The 22,350-nt window shown below is 73.7% G+C and carries 22 protein-coding genes; 11 read left to right on the plus strand and 11 right to left on the minus strand.

The annotated features are described in order from the left end of the window. Nucleotides 1–16 precede the first annotated feature (16 nt). From ACFYXU_RS20600 to ACFYXU_RS20615, 4 genes are read left to right on the plus strand one after another with little or no spacing between them, the layout of a single operon-like run. The gene (locus ACFYXU_RS20600; protein ID WP_389459140.1) at nt 17–3,538 is read left to right on the plus strand and encodes a nitrate- and nitrite sensing domain-containing protein; all 3,522 of its coding nucleotides are present in this window, start codon (nt 17–19) and stop codon (nt 3,536–3,538) included. Next, nucleotides 3,535–3,969: a roadblock/LC7 domain-containing protein gene (locus tag ACFYXU_RS20605; protein ID WP_329858532.1), complete on the plus strand. Its 435-nt coding sequence runs from the start codon at nt 3,535–3,537 to the stop codon at nt 3,967–3,969. Before ACFYXU_RS20600 ends, ACFYXU_RS20605 begins: the two co-directional genes overlap by 4 nt. A 13-nt stretch (nt 3,970–3,982) precedes the next feature. Continuing rightward, nucleotides 3,983–4,399 (plus strand): DUF742 domain-containing protein, encoded by a 417-nt coding sequence (locus ACFYXU_RS20610; protein WP_376512941.1) that lies wholly within the window; start codon nt 3,983–3,985, stop codon nt 4,397–4,399. Continuing rightward, nucleotides 4,380–4,997, plus strand: coding sequence for an ATP/GTP-binding protein (locus tag ACFYXU_RS20615; protein ID WP_329858529.1), 618 nt, complete (start codon nt 4,380–4,382; stop codon nt 4,995–4,997). The genes ACFYXU_RS20610 and ACFYXU_RS20615 overlap by 20 nt, the downstream gene beginning before the upstream one ends. Nucleotides 4,998–5,033: 36 nt before the next feature. On the opposite strand, the gene ACFYXU_RS20620 is transcribed toward ACFYXU_RS20615, so the two are convergent. After that, complete coding sequence (locus ACFYXU_RS20620; protein WP_376512943.1) at nt 5,034–5,459, minus strand: PPOX class F420-dependent oxidoreductase; 426 nt, start codon at nt 5,457–5,459, stop codon at nt 5,034–5,036. A gap of 163 nt (nt 5,460–5,622) precedes the next feature. On the opposite strand from ACFYXU_RS20620, the gene ACFYXU_RS20625 reads away from it, so the two are divergent. From ACFYXU_RS20625 to ACFYXU_RS20645, 5 genes are all read left to right on the plus strand, one after another. Beyond that, a complete protein-coding gene (locus ACFYXU_RS20625) occupies nt 5,623–6,036 on the plus strand; it encodes a roadblock/LC7 domain-containing protein (RefSeq protein WP_376512945.1) in 414 nt (137 codons plus the stop codon). Nucleotides 6,037–6,177: 141 nt separating this feature from the next. Beyond that, nucleotides 6,178–7,449: a DUF6397 family protein gene (locus ACFYXU_RS20630; RefSeq protein WP_389459143.1), complete on the plus strand. Its 1,272-nt coding sequence runs from the start codon at nt 6,178–6,180 to the stop codon at nt 7,447–7,449. A 49-nt stretch (nt 7,450–7,498) separates the two neighbouring features. Then, on the plus strand, nt 7,499–9,046 hold the full coding sequence (locus tag ACFYXU_RS20635) for an ATP-dependent DNA ligase (RefSeq protein ID WP_389459145.1): 1,548 nt from the start codon (nt 7,499–7,501) through the stop codon (nt 9,044–9,046). A 305-nt stretch (nt 9,047–9,351) separates the two neighbouring features. Beyond that, on the plus strand, nt 9,352–9,729 hold the full coding sequence (locus ACFYXU_RS20640) for a hypothetical protein (RefSeq protein ID WP_376512951.1): 378 nt from the start codon (nt 9,352–9,354) through the stop codon (nt 9,727–9,729). Between the two features lie 190 nt (nt 9,730–9,919). Continuing rightward, the gene (locus tag ACFYXU_RS20645; RefSeq protein WP_389459147.1) at nt 9,920–10,705 is read left to right on the plus strand and encodes a polysaccharide deacetylase family protein; all 786 of its coding nucleotides are present in this window, start codon (nt 9,920–9,922) and stop codon (nt 10,703–10,705) included. Between the two features lie 384 nt (nt 10,706–11,089). On the opposite strand, the gene ACFYXU_RS20650 is transcribed toward ACFYXU_RS20645, so the two are convergent. From ACFYXU_RS20650 to ACFYXU_RS20675, 6 genes are all read right to left on the minus strand, one after another. Continuing rightward, complete coding sequence (locus ACFYXU_RS20650; RefSeq protein WP_389459149.1) at nt 11,090–12,277, minus strand: globin domain-containing protein; 1,188 nt, start codon at nt 12,275–12,277, stop codon at nt 11,090–11,092. Nucleotides 12,278–12,394: 117 nt separating this feature from the next. Beyond that, nucleotides 12,395–12,838 carry an RrF2 family transcriptional regulator gene (locus tag ACFYXU_RS20655; RefSeq protein ID WP_376512961.1) on the minus strand — a complete coding sequence of 148 codons (444 nt, stop codon included), beginning with the start codon at nt 12,836–12,838 and terminating at the stop codon, nt 12,395–12,397. Nucleotides 12,839–12,874: 36 nt separating this feature from the next. Next, nucleotides 12,875–13,756: a hypothetical protein gene (locus ACFYXU_RS20660; RefSeq protein ID WP_376512962.1), complete on the minus strand. Its 882-nt coding sequence runs from the start codon at nt 13,754–13,756 to the stop codon at nt 12,875–12,877. Nucleotides 13,757–13,833: 77 nt separating this feature from the next. Then, nucleotides 13,834–14,229, minus strand: a complete 396-nt coding sequence (locus tag ACFYXU_RS20665; RefSeq protein ID WP_361391941.1) for an SHOCT domain-containing protein — start codon at nt 14,227–14,229, stop codon at nt 13,834–13,836. Between the two features lie 275 nt (nt 14,230–14,504). Further along, nucleotides 14,505–14,954: a peroxiredoxin gene (locus ACFYXU_RS20670; RefSeq protein WP_376512964.1), complete on the minus strand. Its 450-nt coding sequence runs from the start codon at nt 14,952–14,954 to the stop codon at nt 14,505–14,507. An 84-nt stretch (nt 14,955–15,038) separates the two neighbouring features. After that, nucleotides 15,039–15,629 carry a PadR family transcriptional regulator gene (locus tag ACFYXU_RS20675; RefSeq protein WP_389459153.1) on the minus strand — a complete coding sequence of 197 codons (591 nt, stop codon included), beginning with the start codon at nt 15,627–15,629 and terminating at the stop codon, nt 15,039–15,041. A 194-nt stretch (nt 15,630–15,823) separates the two neighbouring features. Between ACFYXU_RS20675 and ACFYXU_RS20680 the strand changes: the two genes are divergently transcribed. Both ACFYXU_RS20680 and ACFYXU_RS20685 read left to right on the plus strand, forming a co-directional pair. Further along, nucleotides 15,824–16,309, plus strand: a complete 486-nt coding sequence (locus tag ACFYXU_RS20680; protein WP_376512968.1) for an SRPBCC family protein — start codon at nt 15,824–15,826, stop codon at nt 16,307–16,309. A gap of 168 nt (nt 16,310–16,477) precedes the next feature. Further along, nucleotides 16,478–17,947 (plus strand): Ig-like domain-containing protein, encoded by a 1,470-nt coding sequence (locus tag ACFYXU_RS20685; RefSeq protein ID WP_389459155.1) that lies wholly within the window; start codon nt 16,478–16,480, stop codon nt 17,945–17,947. Here ACFYXU_RS20685 and ACFYXU_RS20690 read toward each other — a convergent pair. The 4 genes from ACFYXU_RS20690 to ACFYXU_RS20705 all read right to left on the minus strand — a co-directional run bounded on the left by ACFYXU_RS20690 (nt 17,931) and on the right by ACFYXU_RS20705 (nt 22,350). Next, nucleotides 17,931–19,247, minus strand: coding sequence for a threonine/serine exporter ThrE family protein (locus tag ACFYXU_RS20690; RefSeq protein WP_389459157.1), 1,317 nt, complete (start codon nt 19,245–19,247; stop codon nt 17,931–17,933). The two genes, ACFYXU_RS20685 and ACFYXU_RS20690, sit on opposite strands and share 17 nt — an antisense overlap. A 131-nt stretch (nt 19,248–19,378) precedes the next feature. Then, entirely contained in the window at nt 19,379–20,194 is an 816-nt protein-coding gene (locus ACFYXU_RS20695) for an ABC transporter permease (RefSeq protein ID WP_376512974.1), read from the minus strand. 22 nt (nt 20,195–20,216) lie between these two features. After that, complete coding sequence (locus tag ACFYXU_RS20700; protein WP_389459160.1) at nt 20,217–21,140, minus strand: ABC transporter permease; 924 nt, start codon at nt 21,138–21,140, stop codon at nt 20,217–20,219. A gap of 10 nt (nt 21,141–21,150) precedes the next feature. Further along, complete coding sequence (locus ACFYXU_RS20705) at nt 21,151–22,350, minus strand: ABC transporter substrate-binding protein (protein ID WP_389459162.1); 1,200 nt, start codon at nt 22,348–22,350, stop codon at nt 21,151–21,153.

Consider the following 22,350-nt stretch of genomic DNA (forward strand, 5'->3'; position numbering starts at 1 on the left):
CCGGAACGAGGAGGCCATGCGAACTCCCCGCAGGACCAAGGACGCCGAGGCGGCCACGCCGCGACCGGCGGCCGCGCGCGGGCGGCGCGCACACGCGGGCCCGCCCGCCGACGAGCCGGGGGAGCGCACCCCCGAGCCCCTCCCGACCCCGGATCCCGAGGCGCCCGGCGGCCCCGCCGTCCCCGGCGGCCTCTCTGCCCCCGGCGGCGACGATTCCGGCGGCCGTGCAGGCCACCGCTCGGGCCACACCGACCACTCCGGTCGCATGGATCTCTCCGGTCGTACTGATCTCTCGGGTCGCACCGATCTCTCCGGTCGTACGCATCTCCCGGGTCACACCGACGTCCCCCGTCACGCCGGCGGCGCCGGTCGCGGCGGCGGCCACGGGAAGCCCGGGGCCGTCAGGCGCCCGCACCCGCCCCAGGCGCACGGTGTCCGGCCCACCTTCCACGGACTGCGCCCGCGCACGGTCCGGGCCAAGATCGTCTCGCTCCTGATGGTCCCGGTCGTCTCGCTGCTGGCCCTCTGGGGCTTCGCCACCGTCACCACCGCGCAGGACATCGCCGGGCTCCGCGGCCTCCAGCGCGTCGACGCCGAGATCCGCGAGCCCGTGGCGGCGGCCCTCACCGCGCTCCAGGCCGAACGGCGTGCCGCCGTTCGGCAGGTCGCGGCACCCGGCGCCACCCGGGCCGCCGAACTCCGTGACCGGATCCGCCGGACGGACGGCGCTGTCGACCTGCTCCGCCTGGACGGTTCGCACACCGTCGGCGACACCGGAGACCTGCCCGGCGACGTGGGCGGCCGGGTGAGCGTGTTCGTCGGCAAGGTCGAGGGCCTCGCCCGACTCCGTACCGCCGCCGTCGACGGGCGCGCCGACTGGGACCAGATCTACGAGGAGTACACGGACACCATCGCGGCGGCCTTCGCCGTCGGCGGCGCCCTCAGCGGAGTCCAGGCCGCCGGGCAGGGCTCCGACGCGCGCGTACTCCTCGAATTCGGCAGGGCCGGCGAGATGCTGTCCCGCGAGGACGCCCTCCTCACCTCCGCCCACCTCACCGGCCGCCTCGCACCGGACCGCCTCCGGGACTTCTCCGGCGCCGTAGAGACCCGCCGTGTCCTCCTCTCCTCGGCCACCGCCGACCTGCCCGCCGCCGAACGCGCCGCCTGGGCCCGGCTCTCCACCGGTGCCGACCACGCCCGCCTCACCCGGAACGAGGACCGCGTCAGCGCCGCGCCCCCGGGCCGTCCCGCCGCCCAGGCGGTCACCTCCGCCGAGTGGGACGACACCCTCGCCGCCGTACGCGCCGGACTGACCGCGATCGAGACCGACGCGCGCGACACGGCCGCCGACCGCACCGACCCCTTCACCGGCGGGGCCCTCACGGCGGGTGGCGCGGCGGTCGTCCTCGGCCTCGCGGCCGTCGCCGCCTCGCTCGTCATCTCGGTACGCATCGGCCGCGGCCTCGTCGTCGAGCTCGTCAGCCTCCGCAACACCGCCCTCGGCATCGCACGCCGCAAACTCCCCGCGGCCATGCGCAGGCTCCGCGCGGGCGAGGAGATCGACGTCAGGACCGAGGCGCCGCCCGGGCCCGCCGCCCAGGACGAGATCGGTCAGGTCGGCGAGGCCCTCACCACCGTCCACCGCGCGGCGCTCTCCGCCGCCGTGGAGCGCGCCGAACTCGCCAGCGGCATCTCCGGGGTCTTCGTCAACCTCGCCCGCCGCAGCCAGGTCCTCGTCCACCGGCAGCTCAACCTCCTGGACAGCATGGAGCGTCGCGCCGACGACCCCAACGAACTCGGCGACCTGTTCCGGCTCGACCACCTCACCACCCGCATGCGGCGCCACGCCGAGAGCCTGATCATCCTCTCCGGGGCCGCGCCGGGCCGCGCCTGGCGGATGCCCGTTCCTCTCACCAACGTCGTCCGCGCCGCAGTCTCCGAGATCGAGGACTACGCGCGCGTGGAGGTGCGCAGGCTTCCCGAGACGGCCGTCGTGGGCGGAGCCGTCGCGGACCTCACCCACCTCCTGGCCGAGCTCATCGAGAACGCCGCCCAGTTCTCCCCGCCGCACACGAAGGTGCGCGTCAGCGGCGAACCCGTCGGCAACGGCTACGCCCTGGAGATCGAGGACCGCGGGCTCGGCATGGGCAAGGAGACCCTCGCCGAGGCGAACGCCCGCATCGCGCAGTCCGAGGCGCTCGACCTGTTCGACAGCGACCGGCTCGGCCTCTTCGTGGTCAGCCGCCTCTCGTCGCGCCACGACATCAAGGTGCACCTGCGGACCTCCCCGTACGGCGGCACGACCGCCGTCGTCCTGCTCCCGACGGACGTCCTCCAAGGTGCGCTGCCGCCCGGCCGCGGATCGGAGCGGGGCGACACCCCGCGGACGGGAGCCCCGCGCGCGGGGAACCCCCGCCCGCGTGTGGAGGCCGGACCGGGCCTCGGCATCGGGACCGGCACGACACCGCGCACGGCGGAGGAGCGGGCGGCGCGGGAGCGGGAGGAGGCACACCGCGCCGAAGCCCGCCGCTTCGGCCGGCCTCAGGCCCCGCTGCCGCCGCAGGCCGGTTCGGCTGACGCGACGGGCGGCCCCGCGAGCTCCGGAATCCCGCCTCGGTCCGATGCGCTCGACGCTGCCTCGGACGCGTCCGTCATGGGCGGTGCGTCGGGTACGGGCGGTGCCTCGGGTACGCGCGGTGCTTCACCCGTGGGTTCGGGCACGACGGGTCTGCCGGTTCAGGCCGGCGCACCGGGAGAAGCGGCCGCTCCACAGCTACCGGCGGGGGCGCGGCCCGGGAACCTCCCCCGCCAGACGGGCGGAGCGCGGCCTCCGCATCCGCCCGTCCCGCCCCCGTCCCCGCCCGTCGTGCGCCCGCAGCCGCTCGCACGCCCGACCGTCGTGCCCGCCCTGGCCGCCACGCCGGAGCCTGGCGAGGGGCAGCGCGGCGGAAGCGGGCCGGGCACCGGGAACGGACCCATGCCCGCGGGGGTCACCGAGCTGCGCCGCCGCGGGCCCTCCGTACCGACGCCGTCCGGGCAGGCGCAGCCGCCCACCCGGACGGCCGGGCCGGGCCCCCGGGACGCGGCTCGCCGGGGAGGTCCCTCGGGACCCGATGTATCCCCCGGCCACGGCGAATCCGGAGCCGGAGCAGAGGCGGAGGCAGAGGTCGAACTGCCCCGCCGCGTACGGCAGGCGAGCCTCGTCCCGCAGCTGCGTCAGACACCGGCTCCCGCGCCGCTGACCGTTCCGGCCGCGTCCGGCAGCCCGGACACACGGACTCCGGAGCAGGTCCGGGAGCGCATGACGGCGTACCGGGACGGCTGGCAGCGGGGCGGCGGCAGCGCCCCGGGCACCAGGCGCCCTCTCGGCACGGGCTCCGGCACCGGTTCCAGCTCCGGCACCGGCTTCAGCTCCAGCTCCAGCTCTGGCACCGGCACGGGCTCCAGCACCGGCACGGGTACGGGCTCGCGCACCGGCCACGGCACCGGCCACGGCGCCGCCCCTCTCGACCCTCGCTCCGAAGGAGACGACGCATGATCGACCACGAACGGCCCTCGCACCACCGCTCCGGCGAGCTGGACTGGCTCCTCGACGACCTCGTCACGCGCGTCCGCGAGGTCCGCCACACCGTGGTCCTGTCGAACGACGGGCTCGCCGTGGGCGCCTCCAGCGGGCTCAGCCGTGAGGACGCCGAGCACCTGGCGGCCATCGCCTCGGGCTTCCACAGCCTCGCCAAGGGCGCCGGACGCCAGTTCCACACCGGCGGGGTCCGGCAGACGATGGTGGAGATGGACGACGGCTTCCTCTTCGTCGCCGCGGCGGGCGACGGCTCCTGTCTCGCCGTGCTCAGCTCCGCCGGGGCGGACATCGGGCTCATCGCCTACGAGATGGCCCGGCTCGTCAAGCGCGTCGGCGAGCACCTGCACACCCCGCCCCGGCTCACGGTGACCCCGCCGGCCGGCGGCTGACCCGGAGCGAACCATGGACGAGGACAGCAGCGACGACGGCCGGTCCGTACCGGGCAGCCAGTGGTACGACGCGGAGGCCGGGCCGCTCGTGCGTCCGTACGCGATGACCGGTGGCCGGACCAAGCCCGGGCCCAGCAACGTACGGTTCGACCTCATCGCCCTCGTCGTCGTGGACGACGATCCGCCGGGACCGGCCGAGGAGTCGCTCCTCGGCCCCGAGCACCGGTCCCTGCTGACGCTGTGCCGGGCGGAGACGCAGTCCGTGGCCGAACTCGCCGCCGACGCCGACCTGCCCGTCGGTGTCGTCCGGGTCCTCCTCGGCGACCTCCTCGAATCGGGCTTCGTGCGCGTCAGCCGACCCGTTCCGCCCGCCCAGCTCCCTGACGAAAGAATCCTGAGGGAAGTAATCGATGGCCTACGAGCGCTCTGAGAACAGCGGCGCCGGCGAGGACGCGGACACCTCCGCCCTCGCCCTGAAGATCCTGGTCGCCGGCGGGTTCGGGGTCGGCAAGACCACCCTCGTCGGCGCCGTCAGCGAGATCCGGCCCCTGCGGACCGAGGAACGGCTCAGCAGGGCGGGCGAACTGGTCGACGACACCGGGGGCGTCGACCAGAAGACCACCACGACCGTCGCCATGGACTTCGGACGGATCACGATCCGCTCCGGGCTCTCCCTCTACCTCTTCGGGACGCCCGGCCAGGACCGCTTCTGGTTCCTCTGGGACGAGCTGGCACAGGGCGCCCTGGGAGCCGTCGTCCTCGCCGACACCCGCCGCCTGGAGGACTGCTTCCCGGCGGTCGACTACTTCGAGCACCGGAAGATCCCGTTCGTCGTCGCGGTCAACTGCTTCACGGGCGCGCGTACGTACGGGGCCCACGACGTGTCACGGGCGCTGGACCTGGACCGCGGAACGCCCGTCGTCCTCTGCGACGCGCGGGACCGGGATTCGGGGAAGGAGGTGCTGATCCGCCTGGTCGAGTACGCCGGGCGGATGCACACCGCGCGGCTTCTGGACTCGGTCGGCTGAGCGGCCGCCGGGTCCGGAGCCGCTCCCCGGCGGGTGTCAGTCGGCGACGCCGGCCTCGGCGACCACCTTCTCGATCCGCACCCGGACGAGGAGTTCGCCGGGGACGGCGTTGCGCTCCCCGAACTCCTCCGCCCGGTCCTCGCCCATGTAGCGGCCGCCGATCCGGGCGGCCCAGAGCCGCAGCTCGGCCGGGTCCTCGCTGATTTCGGCGCGGCCGCGCAGCGACACGTAGGCGAAGGGCGGGGTGTCGTCGTCGACGCACAGGGAGACCCGGCCGTCGCGCGCGAGGTTGCGGCCCTTCACCGTGTGCTTGCCCGTGTTGAAGACCAGGTCGTCGCCGTCGAGCAGGAACCAGACCGGTACGACGTGCGGACTGCCGTCGTCCCGCACGGTCGCCAGCTTCCCCGTACGGGTGCCCTCGGACACGAAGGCCCGCCACTGATCCTCGGTCATCCTCGTCATGCACCCATCCTGCGTCACGCGCGGGCGTGGTGCAGTGCTTGCCCTGCCCACGACAGTGCGTAAGGCTTGCGGCGATACGCGGACCACGACGGTACGGACCACGACGGCCTGCGGACCACCGTGGTCCGGGCCGAGCGGCCACCGGCTAGGGGGAGGACCACTGATGGCATTGGACAAGGGACTTGACTGGCTCCTGGACGACCTGACCCAGCGGGTCGGGCACATACGGCACGCGCTGGTGCTGTCGAACGACGGGCTGGTGACGGGCGCGAGCAGCGGGCTCGTCCGCGAGGACGCCGAGCACCTCGCGGCGGTCTCCTCGGGACTGCACAGCCTCGCACGCGGCTCCGGCCGGCATTTCCGGGCAGGCAGGGCACGGCAGACGATGGTGGAGTTCGACGAGGCACTGCTCTTCGTGACGGCGGCGGGCGAGGGCAGCTGCCTGTGCGTCCTGAGCGCGGCGGAGGCGGACGTCGGCCAGGTGGCGTACGAGATGACGCTGCTGGTCAATCGGGTCGGCGAGCACCTGGGGGTCGCGGCGCGGCAGCCCGGGATCCCGGGCGGCGGCGTGGTCTGACGCTCCAGCCGTCAGGCCGGTTGTCCACAGACGGTTGTCCACAGGCCGTGCGAGCATCGTCACTCTGCGTTACGTTCTTTCTCGTGGGTCCGAGAGGCCCACGGGCCGGGAGGACGACGGACGCAGGGGGAGGGCCGCGACATGGTCGTGGACGAGAGGACGCACACGGTGACACCGGGGCGGGCCGCGCGGGAACTGGAGCTGAGGCAGGACGAGTTCCGGCTCGCGGTGCTGCTCGGCCTGGTGAGGACGGTGTCGGCCGGTGAAGGGGACCGGAGGCGGATCGAGCGCGCCGAGCTCGACCGCCTCAGGGCCGCCCCGGACTTCCCGGCCGGACTGCGCGAGCGGGTGCGCACGGTCGGTACGGGGGAGGCGGCCGCCCTCCTCGGCATCACCGCGGAGCGCTTCACCCGGCTGGCCAGGACGGGGCACCTGAGTCCGGTGCGGTTCTCGCTGAACCGCTACCGGATGGTGGTGTGGAGGTATCTGGCGCAGGAGGTCGTCGAGTTCGGCCTCACCCGTCCGGATCTCCTCCGGGGGCGGCTGCCGCAGGAGCTCCGCGAGCGTCTCGCCGCGCACGTGGACCGGCGGCCCAGAAACTGGCGGACGCGGCGGCTCGGCCTGCTGCTCAGGGACACCGGGGACCCGTGGACACAGGCCGCCGCGATCGCCTCGCTCCTCGACCCGGTCCAGCTCGCCGAGGTCGTCGACGATCCCTACGAGCGCGCCTACCTGGACCGGCTGAGGCCGCCACCGCCGCCCGGGATGCCGGTGTCGCCGATCTCGCGCGAGATTGCCGAGCGCCTGGCGCTGGCCGACGACCCGGACGAGCTCCTCTGGCACCGCCTGAGCCTGGCGCTGGCCCTGGACGAGGCACGCGCGGAACGTCAGGCACCTCATCCCGGGGAGCTGGGAGAAACGGGGTGCGGTCGGCCCGCTGGAGGGCCGGTGTCCGCAGGTCGGGAGGCGGCCTCTGCTGCCTGGGCGGGGGTGCCCGCGGGACGGGTGGCCGGTCGCGCCGAGGCCGCGGCTGTTCCTGTTGCCGGATCGGTGACTTCGGTCGGATCGGTGGCCTCGGTCGGATCGGAGACCTCGGTCGGATCTGTGGCCTCAGTCGAACCTGTGCCCGCTCTCGAATCGGTGACCTCGACCGAGCGGGTGGCTGATGCCGGGCCTGGGGCTGCTGCGGAGGCGGTGACACGGGCTGAACCGATTGCGCTCGCCGAGCCTGTGGCGCTCGCCGCACCTGGCGAGCCCGCCGCGCCGGTGTCGCTCGCGGACCGGTGGGTCGTGGGTGGTGGCCGTTCGGGCGGCCGGGCGGTGCGGGCGAGGCTCTTGGAGCGTCTGCGGCGTGGGCGGGCGCGGGATGCGTCGCGGCCCCGGCGGCCGAAGCGGCCCGCGGGCTGGCCCTGATGCGCGGGTCTGACGTGCGGTCGGAGCCGGGTGTGGGGAGGATGGCCCCATGCTGCTGGCGCGTGTGGCCGAAGTGTCCGGAGAGGTCGCCGCCGTCTCCGCGCGCTCGCGGAAGATCGCTCTGCTGGCCGGGTTGTTCGCCGAGGCCGGGCCCGACGAGAGCCCGCTCGTCATCGCCTACCTCTCCGGTCGCCTGCCGCAGGGACGGATCGGGGTCGGCTGGAGCGTTCTCAAGGAGGTCGTCCCGCCGGCGGTTCCGCCCGCGGAGCGACCCGGGCTGACGCTCGGGCGGGTCGACGAGGCCATGGGGGAGCTGGCCGCGGTGTCCGGCGCGGGTGCCCGTGCGGAGCGGACCCGGCTGGTCCGCGCGCTGCTGGCCGCCGCCACTCTCGACGAGCAGGAGCTGTTGTTGCGGCTGCTGTCGGGGGAGGTGCGCCAGGGAGCTCTCGACGCCGTCGCCCTGGAGGGCGTCGCGCAGGCGGCGGGGGTGGCGGCCGGTGAACTGCGGCGGGCCGTGATGCTGGAGGGCTCGCTGCCCCCGGTGGCCCAGGCGGTGCTGGCCGAGGGAGCGGGCGCTCTGGAGCGCTTCACCCTGCGGGTCGGAAGCCCCGTGCAGCCGATGCTCGCGCACACCGCGGCCTCCGTCGCCGAGGCCGTCGCCGCTCTGGGGGCCTGTGCCGTCGAGGAGAAGCTCGACGGGATCCGCGTCCAGGTGCACCGGCGCGGCGACGACGTCCGGGCGTACACGCGCTCTCTGGACGACATCACCGACCGCCTCCCCGAGGTGGTGGCGATGGCGCGAGCCGTCGCGGCCGACGCGTTCATCCTGGACGGGGAGATGATCGCGGTCGACCCGGGGACGGGGCGGCCCGTGTCCTTCCAGTCGATCGCGGGGCGCGTCGGCTCCCGCGCCGACGTGGCCGGAGCGCGGGCCGCGCTTCCCCTGACGGCGGTCTTCTTCGACGTCCTCGCGGTCGAGGGTGAGTCGCTGATCGACCGGCCGGGCCCCGAGCGGCACGCCGTCCTGGCCCGTCTGTTGCCGGAGTCCCAGCGGGTGCGCAGGACCGTCGTCACCGATCCGGCCGACCCCGCGCAGACCGAGGCCGCCGAGCAGTTCTACGCGGACACCCTGGCCCGGGGCCACGAGGGTGTGCTCGTCAAGGCGCTGGACGCGCCCTACGCGGCAGGGCGCCGGGGGCGCAGCTGGCTGAAGGTGAAGCCCGTCCACACGGTCGACCTGGTGGTGCTCGCCGTGGAACGCGGCCACGGTCGCAGGACCGGGCTGCTCTCCAACCTCCATCTCGGAGCGCGGGGCGACGACGGAGACTTCGTCATGCTGGGCAAGACGTTCAAGGGACTCACGGACGAGATGCTGCGCTGGCAGACGGAGCGGCTCGGTGAACTCGCGGTGTCGGACGACGGGTTCACCGTGCGGGTGCGGCCCGAGCTCGTCGTGGAGATCGCGTACGACGGGCTGCAAGTGTCGACGCGCTACCCGGCGGGCGTCACGCTCCGCTTCGCACGGGTCGTGCGGTACCGACCCGACAGGAGCGCGGCGGAGGCCGACACCGTGCAGCGGATCACCGAGGGCCACTGACCGGCGTCCCGCGGATCGCCGAGGGCTCCTGACCGCCGTCCCGCGGATCGCTGAGGAGCGCTGACCGTGGTCCAGCCGATCATCGGGGACACCGATCGCAGACGAGCCGATCACCGGGGACACCGACCGCAGTCGGGCCGACCGCCGAGGTTCGCCGGCCTTCGTCCAGCGGGTCGGCGAGGGGCGCCGGCCGTCGTCGACGGCCCTCGCGGGTCCGGCTCCCGCGAGGGATGCTGGAGACGTGGCACGACGAGCGCCCGGCAGGGGGAGCGCGTGGCACACGAGCGGCCCGGGGCCGCGAGGAGATGAGCGACGTGTACGACCTGAACATCGACACCGACGTCAACGTGCATCTCAGCGACTGCTGCAAGGAGGACGCCCAGGCGGTGTTCGACGTCCTCAGCCGGTTCTACCAGCGGGAGGACATGACGACGTCGGGAACCGGACCGGCCGCCGGACCGGCCCCCACCGTCTGGACCGCCACGTTCGACACGGCCGGAGGACGGCACGAGGAGGCGGGTCCCACGCATCTGACCGCCCCGGTCGGCGCCACCCTCACCGGCGGCTACCACGCCGTCGACGAGGTCGAGAAGGTGCTCGCCGTCGGCTTCGACATCCAGTCCCTCCAGGCCGTCTCCGGTGACCAGGAGACCGAGGCCCGACTGTTGCTCGCGTCCCGCTGAGGACGCACAGCGGCTCCGGGTGGCGCGGACGGGCGCCGCCCGGACTTCTGCTGTGCCCGCGAACGTTCGGTGGACCCCGCCGACACCCCCCGTATACACCGTGTGTAGAGTGCCTTCCTGTTGCGCGCACCGCCCTGACCAGCGGTGATGGCGGCCGATTCGAAGACATCACGGGGAAAGCGGGTTCACCATGTTCCGATCCAGGTCCGGTCGAAAGCGGACGGTGACCACCGCTCTCCTCGCCGCGGCGTCGTTGATGCTGACGCTGGGCGCCTGTGGCGTCCAGTCCCTCACCCCGCAGGACGCCCGGGCGGACGCCGGATCGGACGACAAGGGCGGCGACGGCGCCCGCCGCGTGGACTGCGCCGAGGCGAAGTGCATAGCCCTGACCTTCGACGCGGGGCCGGGCGAGGACACTCCCCACCTCCTCGACGTGCTCAAGGAGAAGCAGGTGCCCGCCACCTTCTTCCTGCTCGGCAGCAAGCACGTCGACCGCTACCCGGACGTCGTCCGGCGCATCGCGGCCGAAGGGCACGAGGTCGCCAACCACACCTGGTCGCACCGGATCCTGACCGACCTCGACGAGTCCGAGGTCCGCGAGGAGCTGTCCCGCACCCAGGACGCGATAGGGAAGATCACCGGCCGCAGGCCCACTCTCATGCGCCCGCCGCAGGGGCGCACGGACGGCACGGTGTCCGACGTCAGTCGTGACCTCGGGCTCGCCCAGGTCCTGTGGAGCATCACGGCCAAGGACTACTCGACCACCGACTCGGCGCTCATACGGCAGCGCGTCCTGGAGAACGCCCACCGCGACGGGATCATTCTGCTCCACGACATCTACGACGGGACCGTGCCCGCCGTGCCCTCGATCATCGACGAGCTGAAGCGTCGCGGCTTCACGTTCGTGACGGTGCCCGAGCTCCTCGCCCCCGGCAGGGCCGAGCCCGGTGAGGTCTACCGCCCCGAGCGGGACTGAGAGGGGCCGAGGGAGACTGAGGGGGACGGAGAGGAACTGCCGAAATCGGGTGAGGTGCCTCACATCGCCCACTCGGCGTTTCTCGGAACATTCGGGAAAGGTCTACCGTTCATACGTATGTGACCGCGAAGAGGTCCGGTCCCCAAGGTCCCCCCCCAGAGGTGACCGCTCTTCGCCCGTCACGGCGATCGGCCCCGGTTGGAATCCCCCGTCCAACCGGGGCTTCGTCGTCCCCCGGTCCGGCCGGCCCGCGGCCCCTCCCAGGTCGCTCATCCGTGTCGGCGGCTGTCGCGGCGATGACGCGGCCGGGAGTCGGGGTCCGTCACCCGGCCGAGCCGCACCGGACCGCTCGGCACGTCGGTGAGGGGGAGCGGCGAGGGCGGGTCAGTTCTCGGCGCCGAGCCACAGGTCGGGGCCGAACACCTCGTAGTGGATGTCGGCCGCGGGGGTGCCTCGGCCGAGCAGGTCCCCTCGCACCGCGCGCAGGAACGGGAGCGGCCCGCACAGGTAGGCGGTGGTTCCCGTCGGCAGGTCGATGAGCGTGACGTCCGCGTGCCCCGGCCGGGCGCCGGAGTCCCCCGGCTCCTCGTACCAGAGGTGCAGTTCCCCCTGCGGCAGCGCGTCCACGAGGCGGCGCAGCTCCTCGGCGTGGGCGTGGGAGGCGGGGGAGCGGTCGGCGTGGACCACGACGACCGGCCGGGGCGATCCGGTGGTGGCCAGGTGGTCGAGCATCGCCAGCATCGGCGTGCTGCCGATGCCGGCCGAGGCGAGCAGCAGGGGGCTCGGTCCCTCGGGCAGGACCAGGTCGCCGAAGGCGGCCGAGACCTCCAGGGTGTCGCCCGCGCGGGCGTGCGCGTGCAGCCACGAGGAGACCTCGCCGGCCGGGTCGCCGTCGACGCGCTTCACCGTGATCCGCCACCACGGGCGGCCGGGTGCGGCGGACAGGCTGTACTGCCGGATCTGCCGGGCGCCGTCGGGCAGCGCGACCCGGACACTCGCGTACTGGCCCGGCCGGAACGGTGCCGTGGGGGAGCCGTCGGCGGGACGCAGGACGAAGGACGCGGTGTCGGGCGTCTCCTCGCGCCGCTCGACGATCTCCATGGCCCGCCAGACCTGCCCTTCGGGCACGCCGGCCTCCTGGTAGAGGCGGGTCTCCACGGCGACGAGCGCGTTCGCCATCAGCCAGTAGACCTCGTCCCAGGCCCGCGCGACCTCGGGCGTCACGGCGTCGCCGAGCACCTCCACGATCGCGGCGAAGAGGTGCTCGTGCACGGTCTTGTACTGCTCGGAGGTGACGCCGAGCGACGCGTGCTTGTGGGCGATCCGCGCCAGCATCGCGTCCGGACGGCTGTCCGGCCTGTCGAGCAGCGCGCCGGCGAAGGCGGCTATCGAGCCGGCGAGCGCCTTCCGCTGCTCGCCGTTGGCCTGGTTGCCCCGGTTGAACAGGTCGCGCAGGAGTTCCGGACGGGCGGCGAAGAGCCGCCCGTAGAAGCGCTCGGTGATGTCGTCGAGGGCGCCGCCGACGGCGGGCAGGGTGGCGCGGACGACCGGTACGGCCTGCTCGGACAGCATGGGGTCTCCTAATCTGGTACATGATCTTCGTATTTAAAAGTGTGGGTTGGCCCCCGGCGGGGCGAGTGGGCGCCGACGGGGGAAGCGGTGGGGATCCGGCAAGGGGGCGGGGCAGGCCTAAGGGGTGGGGCGGGAGCTCAGGGTCAGGAGCAGCGGGCCGGTGGGCGAGGACACCATGTCCGCCACCGTCAGCGGGTCGAGTGCGCGGTAGAAGGCCTCCTGGGCCTCGCGCAGCGCACCGCGCAGCCGGCACGCGGTGCGCAGCGGGCACGGGGGATCACCCTCGCAGGCGACGACCTCCTCCTCGCCCTCCAGGGTCCTGGCCAGCCATCCGACCGAAGAGCGCCGGCCGACCTCCGTCAGGGTCAGTCCGCCGGCGCGGCCGCGACGCGCCTCGATCACGCCGAGGTGCTGGAGCCGTGTGACCACCTTCGCCATGTGCGCGTAGGGCACGTCCATCGACTCCGCCACCTCGCGGGTGGTGACGGACTCCTCGGGTGCGGTGACCGCCAGGCGCATCACGGCACGGAGCGCCAGGTCGGTGAACTTCGTCAGCCTCACGGGCCGACCGTATCAAAGAGGTATCCGAGGTGCGTATTAAGGGGGTGGCTCCTCGGAGCGCCGGTGGCGGCGCCACAGCCACCAGCCGCCCGTGAGCAGGCAGCTGCTCACGAGGACGATTGTGGCCACCGGCCACTGGCCGCCCGCGATCCGGGTGTCCGTCGCGGCGACCACGAGCAGGCCGCCCAGGGGGAGCAGCAGCGACCCCGTCGCGCGGAGCCCCGCGGCGACCATGGACGGGTCGACGCGTACGCGACGGGGAGCGCGCAGGTCGCGCGAGCCGACGTAGAAGACGATGGCCCGGTCCGTCATGCGCGTCGTGGCGCGGTTGTACGCGAGGGCCATGTAGGGCAGCCAGACGAGGGGTGCCACCAGCCCCACCAGGAACACGCAGGCCACGAGCGCCCACTGCCCGATGCGCGCGAGCCGGCCCGACTTCTGCTCGCCGGACGGCGTCAGGAGTCCGAGGAGCCGCGCCATCCGCAGGACCAGGTCCCTGAGCCCGGCGGTCCTGCCCCGTGCCGGCCGGGCGCGGGGCGCGGCGGGGCGGGTCTCCAGGGCGGCCCGGGCGCTCGCGGTGTCCCCGTACACCCCTTGCAGGACGAGCAGTTCGGCGGCCCGCTCCGGATCGGCCGGGTCCCGCCCCTCGGTGGCGGCGAGTTCGAGCACCGTCCGCGCCTGGGAGAGGAGGGCCCCGCAGAAGGCGAGGGGAATCAGGACGAGGAACGGGCCGCCCACGAACGCGCCTTCCGTGACGACCCGGCGGCGTCCTCGGCTGACGACGAGGGCCCGGAGCGTCGCCGGATCGGCGTCGGGACGGGCGGCGCGGAGGCGATCGACGGCGGGCCCGGCCCCGGGCCCCAGGTGACGCAGCGCGAAGGAGGCGAGGGCCTCGGGGAGCCGCGCGGGTTCGGCCACCACTTCCCGCAGCAGGGAGCCCGTGAGCCCGTCGGCGCGCTCGCCCCTCTCCGGGCCCGCCCGCCACCTCCGTGGTCTCAGGACAGGACCTTGGCCTTGGCCTTCTCGAACTCCTCGGGTGTGATGGCGCCGTTCGCCTTGAGGTCGGCGAGCCGGGCCAGTTCGTCGGTGGCGCTGCCGCCGCCCTGCGGTCCCGCGGCCTTGCGGATGTAGTCCTGGAAGGCGGCCTCGCTCTGCTTGGCCTGCTTGACGTCCCGCCGGCTCATGCCCTTGCCGCGGGCGATCACGTAGACGAGCACTCCGAGGTAGGGGAGCACGATGCAGAAGATCAGCCAGCCCGCCTTGGCCCAGCCGTGGAGGTCGTGGTCCCGGAAGATGTCCGTGATGACCTTGAACAGCAGGAAGAGCCACATGATCCAGAGGAAGAACCACATCATGGTCCAGAACACGTTGAGGAGGGGGTAGTCGTCCATATCCGCACACTCCGTTCGCGCGCGGGCCGGGGAGGGCCCTGCGTTGGAGCGAGTCTCACCCAGCCTCCGCGCCCCCGCACGTCGTGACGGCTGGGCGTGCGGACCCCGCGCGGACGTGTTCCGACGGGATCCGGGGCCCGTCGCGGGCCTGAGCGGCGCCCGCGGCAGTCCCGTCCGACCGGCCTCTCCGCGCCGCCCGACCGCGACCGCCTCGACGGGCCGCCCGCCCGCTCGACGGGCCGCCCGCCCGGCGGCCTCTGTACGGCCCGGCCGGCTCAGGCGTCGCGCAGGGCGGCCAGGGCACGGTCCGCGTGGGCGCTCATCCGCAGCTCGCTGCGGACGACCTCCCGGACCCGCTGGTCCCGGCCGATCACGAAGGTGACCCGCTTCGTCGGGGCCAGCGAGAACCCGCGCTTCACGCCGAACCGCTCCCGTACGGCGCCGTCCGGGTCGGACAGCAGGGGGTAGCCGAGCGAGTGCCGCTCGGCGAACTCCTGCTGGCGCTCCACCACGTCGGAGCTGATGCCGACCGGCCGGGCCCCGACCGCGCGGAACTCGGCCGCGAGGTCCCGGAAGTGGCACGCCTCGGCGGTGCAGCCCGGGGTGAGGGCCGCCGGGTAGAAGAAGAGCACGACCGGACCTTCGGCCAGCAGGCCGGTCAGCGAGCGCGGGGCGCCCGTCTCGTCCGGAAGGGTGAAGTCCTCGACGAGGTCACCGACGTTCATTTCAGGCCCGCCCCGATCCGTTCCCGCGGTGCCGCCGGTGCTCCGGCGGCCGGCCGGTGACGTTACCGCACGGTACGAGCGCCGTCACCCCCGGCGTACCGCCGCCGCGGCCGTCCCGCGCACGGCGGCGCGCCGGTCGAGCACCGCGAGCGCCCGCTCGCCCCAGCGCAGGTTCTCCTCCTCGAAGAACCGGCCGCGCATGAGCGTGAGGTAGGGGCCGACACGCTCCGCCTCGTCCAGGTACGTGGCCTCGTCGCGTCCGTCGAGCATCCGCTCCCGCAGCCGGTCGTAACGGGCCAGCTTCGCCCGGGCCGTCTCCATCCGACGGGCGACGAACTCCCGGACCGCCTCGGTGTCGCCCCCGTCGCAGGCCTGCACCTGGACCAGCAGCTCGTCACGGACGGCGCTCGGACGCGGCGGCTCCGACGTGTAGGCGGCCAGATCCCGCAGACCCGGCTCCGTGAGGCTGAACATCCTCTTGTTCGGGCGCCGTTCCTGCTCCACCACGCGGGCCGTGATCAGACCGGCCTCGGCGAGCCGCTCCAGCTCGCGGTAGAGCTGCTGCGGGGTGGCCGCCCAGAAGTTGGCGACGGACACGTCGAAGATCTTGGCCAGATCGTATCCGGAGGCCTCGCCCTCCAGGAGAGCTGCGAGGACGGCGTGCTTGAGGGACATCAGGCCACGCTAGCAGCACGTTGAATAGTTTCCTCCGCACCTATTCAACCGGTGTGGCAGGCCGGTCGGCCCGCCCGTCGGGGAGCGCCCCCGACCGCGGTGCCGGACGGCGGCCCTTCGCTGGCACGTCCGTCCGGCGGCTGCCTAGGCTGGAGGGGGCAGGCCGCGGGGGAGCAGATCCGAGGGGCAGCGCGATGGACAGCGACACGTTCGTCTACACCACCTACATCCGGACCACGCCCGACGAGCTGTGGCAGGCCCTCACCGAGCCGGAGCTCACCCGCCGGTACTGGGGCGTGTCCTTCGAGACGACGTGGACCCCGGGCGCCTCCATGGTCTGGGACGAGGCCGGCCGCAGGACCGTGGACCCGGACCAGGTGGTCCTGGAGGCGAGGCCCGGCCGCCTGCTCTCGTACACCTGGCACACCTTCACGAAGGACTGGGCGGACGCCGTCCGGCTCGAAAAGGAGGCGTACGAGCGCCTCGCCCGCGAACCGCGCTCCCGGGTGACCTTCGTGATCGAGCCGTCCGGCGACACCGTGAAGCTCACCGTCACGCACGGCGGCCTGGCGCCCGACGGCATCATCAAGGCCCTGATCGGCGAGGGCTGGCCCGCGTTGATCTCCAGCCTCAAGTCCCTTCTGGAGACCGGCGAGGAGCTCCCGGACCCGCCGCGCTGAGCCGCCCCCCCGACCACCCCCTCGGGCCGCCGTTGACCCGTTCGAGTCGTCCCGCCCCCCGACTCCGCCGCCACGCCCGGCGGCTTGATCATCTTTTTCTCCTCTCGTCCGATTTGATGCTGAGGTCGGCACGATCCGCCGACGCCGTCGAAGGGGAGGGTGTCCGGCATGACGTCACGCCGATCCGCGCGAGCGTGGGGTGCGCTCTCCCTGGCCGTCGGTGCCGTCCTCGTCAGCACCGCCGCCCAGTCCCCGGACCCTGGCGGCCGGCACGCGTGGTGGGGCGCCCCTTCGCAGGACGTCGGCGCCGTCGTCTCGGTCGACGGCTGCGCCGCCGCCGACGGCCTGTGCTCCGCCCCGCCCCACGCGGTCGCGCTCGGCGGGGGCCGTGTCCTGACGGGCCGCCCGTTCACCCTGGACCCGAAGGCCTCGAGGCCCGTGGTGCTCGCGCTGCGCACCCCGGGGGTGCTCGCCGACGTCAACGTCACCGACCAGCGGGGCCGGCGGATCGCCGGAGCGCAGAGCGCGGACCGCACCCGGTGGACCAGCGCCGCCCCCCTGCCCGCGGGCGCCCGCTACGCGGCCCGGCTCGTCGTCGACGGGGTGCGCCCCGGCAGCCCGCGTCGCGCCCGCCTCGACTTCAGGACCGGCCCGGCGCCGGAGGGGGAGCGCCTCACCGTCACCTTCGGGCCGGAGGACGGCGGTACGTACGGGGTGGGCCGACCGGTCACCGCCGAGCTCAGCCTGCCCGTGCCGGAGGACGCCCCGGACGCCCGCCGCGCCGTGGAGCGGGCGCTCGACGTCCGGGCCGAGCCCCACGTCGAGGGCGCCTGGCACTGGGTCGACGACAGCACCCTCCACTACCGGCCGCGCACCTACTGGCCCGCGCGCGCCACGGTCCGCGTGCGCAGCGGCCTCGACGGTGCCCGCATCGGCGACGGACTCTACGGCGGCCCCTCACGTCCCCTGACCTTCACCACCGGGCACAGGATCGAGGCCGTCACCGACGTCTCCGCCCACGAGATGACCGTGTTCCGCGACGGGGAACCGCTGCGGGTGCTGCCCGTCACCACCGGCAAGGCCGGGTACCGCACGAGGAGCGGCATCAAGGTCGTCCTCGGCAAGGAGCCCCTCGTCCGCATGCGCGGCGACTCCATCGGCCTCATCCGGGGCACCGAGGACTTCTACGACCTCAAGGTCCGCTGGGCCACCCGGGTGACCTGGAGCGGCGAGTACCTGCACGCCGCGCCCTGGTCGCTCGACGCGCAGGGCAGCGAGGACGTCAGCCACGGCTGTACGGGCATGAGCACCGAGGACGCCGCCTGGCTCTTCCGCACCGTGCGCGAGGGCGACCTGGTCCGGGTCGTCAACGGGTACGGACAGCCGATGACGCCCTTCGACAACGGCTTCGGGGACTGGAACCTCGGCTGGCGCGAGTGGCTCCGGGGCAGCGCCCTGGCCGGCACGGCCAGCGAAGCGGGCGCACGCGCCGAAGCGGTCGCACCCACCGAGACCGGCCCACACAGCGAGGTCGGAGCCGAGACCGCAGCCGCCGCGGGCACCCCCACCACCCCCGCTGCCCCCACCACCCCACCCGTCGCCGTCCGAGCCGCGGGCGCCCTCAGTCCGACGTTCTGACCTCCGTCGCGCGGTCCTCCGGTGCGGGCGCCGGTGTCGTGGGCGCGGGTTCGCCGAGGCTCAGCCGGGGACGCCGCTGGAGACCGGCGCCCACCAGCACGCCCAGGGCGATCGACGCCACCGTGACGACCATCGTCACCAGACTGTCGAGACCGCCCGTGGTGTCGCCCTGCACGATGATCTCCGAGACGCTGGTGAGGCCCACCGCGCCGGGCACGAGGAGCCAGAAGCACGGCAGGAACACCACCTGGTCCGGGGTGTGCGACCGCCGCTCGATCCAGGTCGCCATGGGCGGGAGGAGCATGCCCGCGGCGAAGGCGCCGAAGGTCGCCCCGGCGAACTCGGAGGCCACCGACTGCACCAGGCGTTCGAGGAGCAGCGCGCCCAGGAGCCAGCCGGTGACGCGTGGCGGGGCGGAGAAGTACAGCAGGAACCCGAAGCCCAGCAGCAGTACCCCGGCCCACGCCGCCCAGGCGCCGAGCGGAGCGCCCGCGGGGCCGCCCGGCGGACGGGTCCGCAGGAGCTCGGTGCCGACCAGGATGCCCAGGGCCAGGAGCAGCAGGACGTTCACGGCCCCGGCGAGCCGTGCGATGCCCGACAGGGCGGCCCCGGTGGCGAGTTCGATGGCGCCGAGGGTCAGCGCGGCACCCGGCAGGAAGGCGATCAGCGGCGGGATGTACAGGACGGTGGGGTTCTCGTGCAGGAGCGGTCCGGCCCAGCGCAGCGAGACCGCCGTGACCAGGATCGCGGCGATCACCGGAAGGGCCGTGCGGGCCGCCGGGAGCCGGTCGCCGACGAGCCGGAGCAGTCCGACGCCCGCGCCGAGCACCGCGTACCCGAGGACGGCCGGGACGGTCGCGTGGCGCATCGCGCCGAGGCCGACGGTGAGGAGCACGTACCCGAGGACGGTGGCGGCCGGGCTGAAGCGCTCGGGCCGTTCCCTGACCTGGCGCAGCGCGTCCCGCGCGTCCTCGAAGGAGACTTCCTCCGTCCGCATCCGCTCGACCAGCGACTGCAACGCCTCCACCTGGTCGAGCCGGAGGGCGGGCCCGTCGACCGGGGCGAAGTCCAGCTCGCCGCCCCGCCCGTCGGGGCCGCCGCCGACCCGTACGAAGAGGCCCGTGGGGACCACGAAGGAGCGCACGCGCATCCCGTAGCGGGCGGCCACGTCGTGCAGCACCGCCTCCACCTCGGCGGTCCGTTCCCCGGCGCGCAGCAGTTCGGCGCCGAGCTCGCACAGCAACGCGGCCAGGTCCCGCAGCCGTTCGCGGCCCGCGCCCTCCGCCTCGGGCAGGGTCACGTCGTCCCCACGGCGCCGACGGAGCCGCAGAGCGCCGGCCCGCCGGGCGAGGGCGCGCACATCAAGACGGGGCAAAAGGCGCATTCGGGAAAACTAGCAGGGCGGATACGTGACCGCCGCCCTGGCGCCCCTCACACGCGTCCGCCGCCCTGCGGGTCCGAGGACAGCCGCTGCGCCGCGTAGACGGGGACCACCGAGAGCAGCACCAGGGCCGCCGCCACCACGTTGACCACGGGCGCCTGCTGAGGACGGGTCATGTTGTTGAAGATCCACACCGGCAGGGTCTGGACGCCGGGTCCCGCCGTGAAGGTGGTCACCACGATCTCGTCGAAGGACAGGGCGAAGGCGAGCAGCCCGCCCGCGAGCAGGGCCGAGCGCATCAGCGGGAAGGTGATGTCCCAGAAGACGCGGAAGGTGTGCGCGCCGAGGTCCATGGCCGCCTCCTCGTACGAGCCGGGCAGTCGCCGCAGCCGGGCCACGACGTTGTTGAAGACGACCACGATACAGAAGGTGGCGTGTCCGACGACCACCGTGAACATCCCGAGGCCCACGCCGAGGGGTTCCAGGACCGTGCCGAACGCCGAGTTGAGCGCGATGCCCGTGACGATGCCGGGCAGGGCGATCGGCAGCACGACCGCGAACGAGACGGCCTCGCGTCCGAAGAAGGAGTGCCGCTGCACCGCGAAGGCGATGAGCGTGCCCAGCACGAGCGCGACCGCCGTCGCCGCGACTCCGGCCCGGACCGAGGTCCACAGGGCGGCGCGGGCACCCTCGTTGTCCCAGGCCGCCGCCCACCAGTCGAGCGTGAGACCGGGCGGCGGCCAGCTCGCCGAGCGGTCCGGGTTGAGCGAGCCGAGCAGGACGAGCAGCAGCGGCAGGTAGATCGCCGTGAAGCCGAGACCGGCGGCGGTGCGCAGCGCGATCCGCGCGGGTCGGGAGAGGTTCATCGGTCGCGGTCCTTCCGGCCGGTCACAGGCCGCGCAGCGCACCGGAGCGCCGCACCGCCAGCAGGTACACCACGATGACGGCGACCGGCACGGTGCCGAGCGCGGCCGCCAGCGGCAGGTTCAGGGTGACGTTGGAGGAGACGAGGTTGCCGATCAGCTGGGTCTTGCCGCCGACGATCTGCACGGTGATGTAGTCGCCGAGGCTGAGGGAGAAGGTGAAGACGGACCCGGCGGCCACCGCCGGCCGCACCAGCGGCAGCACCACCGAGACGAAGGTCCGCCAGGACCTCGCCCCCAGGTCCGCCGAGGCGTGCAGCAGGCTGTCGGGGAGCTGGACGAGCGCGGTGTGGATCGGCAGCACCATGTACGGGAGCCAGAGGTACGTGAGGACGAGCACCGTGGCCGTGAGACCGTACCCCGGTCCGCTCAGGCCGAACGGCTTCAGCGCCCAGTCCAGCGGCCCCCCTTCGGAGAGGATCAGCCGCCACGCGTACACCTTCACGAGGTAGCCGGCCCACAGCGGCATCAGCATCGCCACCACGAAGAGCGGACGGCGGCGCGGGTGGGCGACCCGGGCCGTGTAGAAGGCGATCGGGAAGGCCGTGACGGCGCAGAGCGCGGTCACGGCGAGCGCGACGCCGATCGTGCGCAGGGCGACGGTCCGGTAGACGGGGGAGGTGAGGAGCTCCTCGAAGTTCCGCGAGGTCCAGATCCGGACGACCTCGGAGGTGAAGGTGTCGGTCGACCAGAAGGCGGAGAGGAACAGCGCCGCGAGCGAGCCGAGGTAGGCGAGGACCAGCCACAGCAGCGGGGCGGTGAGCAGGGCCGCGAGGCGCAGCCGGGGCCGCCGGTGCAGGGCCCCGGCGAACCGCCGGACGGCGCTCCGGCCGGAGCCGGCCGCTCGCGTCGCGGGCTCGGGGGAGAGCCTGGGGGAGAGTGCGGTCATGGCGCCGGTGTCAGCCCTTGATCTCGGTCCAGGCCTGGACCCACTTGGCGTACGGGACACAGCGGGTGTCCGTGCGGCCGTCCAGGCACTGCTCGATGGGCGTGGTCCAGAAGTGGACCCGCTTCCAGTACGCCTCGTCGGCGGCGTGGAAGACGGCGCAGTGGTTCTTGTCGGCGGTCTCGGCGCACGACTTCGCGTTGGCCGGGGCCTCGCCGAAGTACTCGGCGACCTGCGCGTTGGTCTTCGGGGAGACGATCCAGTCGAGCCACTTGTAGGCGCAGGCGGGGTGCTTGGCCCTCGCCGAGACCATCCAGGTGTCGGACCAGCCGGTGGAGCCCTCCTTCGGCAGGACCGCGTCGACCTTCCCGCCCTCGGCCTTGGTGAGGTTGGCGATCACCTGCCAGCTGGTGCCGACGACCGAGTCGCCGCTCTTGAAGGCGGAGATCTCCTTGAGGTAGTCGCTCCAGTACTCGCCGATGTGCGCGTTCTGCGCCTTGAGCAGGGCCACGGAGGCGTCGAACTGCTTCTGGTCGAGGGCGTAGGGGTTCTCGATGCCGAGCTCGGGCCGGGTGGCCTTGAGGTAGAGGGCCGCGTCCGCGAGGTAGATCGGGGAGTCGTAGGCGGTGACCTTCCCGCTGTGCGCCGAGGCCTGGTCGAAGACGGCGGACCAGGAGTCGGGGGCGGGCTTCACCCGGTCGGTGTCGTACATGAGGAGGTTGGCGCCCCGGCCGTGCGGAATGCCGTAGGCGACGCCCCTGACGGAGTTCCACTCCTTGTTCTTGAGCCCGGCGAAGACATCGGCGTAGTTCGGGACGAGCGAGGTGTTCACGGGTGCGGCGTCGCCGGAGGCGATCAGGCGGAGGGAGGCGTCGCCGGAGGCCGAGACGGCGTCGTACGCGCCGGTCTTCATCAGCGAGACCATCTCGTCCGAGGTCGCGGCGGTCCTGGTGTTGACCTGACAGCCGGTCCGCTTCTCGAAGGCGCTGACCCAGTCCGCCTTCGGGTCGTTGGAGCCGTCCTCGACGTATCCCGCCCAGGCGATCAGGTTGACCTCGCCCTCGGCCTTGCCGAGCGAGGTCGGCGCCTTCAGGTCGGGCGGGTTGAGCCCGCCGGAGCGTCCGGAACCCGCCGGGTCGGCCGATCCGCAGGCGGTGACGAGGAGCAGCCCGGAGAGGGCGGCTGCGGTCAGGAGGGAGCGGTGCGGGCGCAC

Source organism: Streptomyces sp. NPDC002232 (assembly GCF_042890295.1).
Taxonomy (GTDB): Bacteria; Actinomycetota; Actinomycetes; order Streptomycetales; family Streptomycetaceae; genus Streptomyces.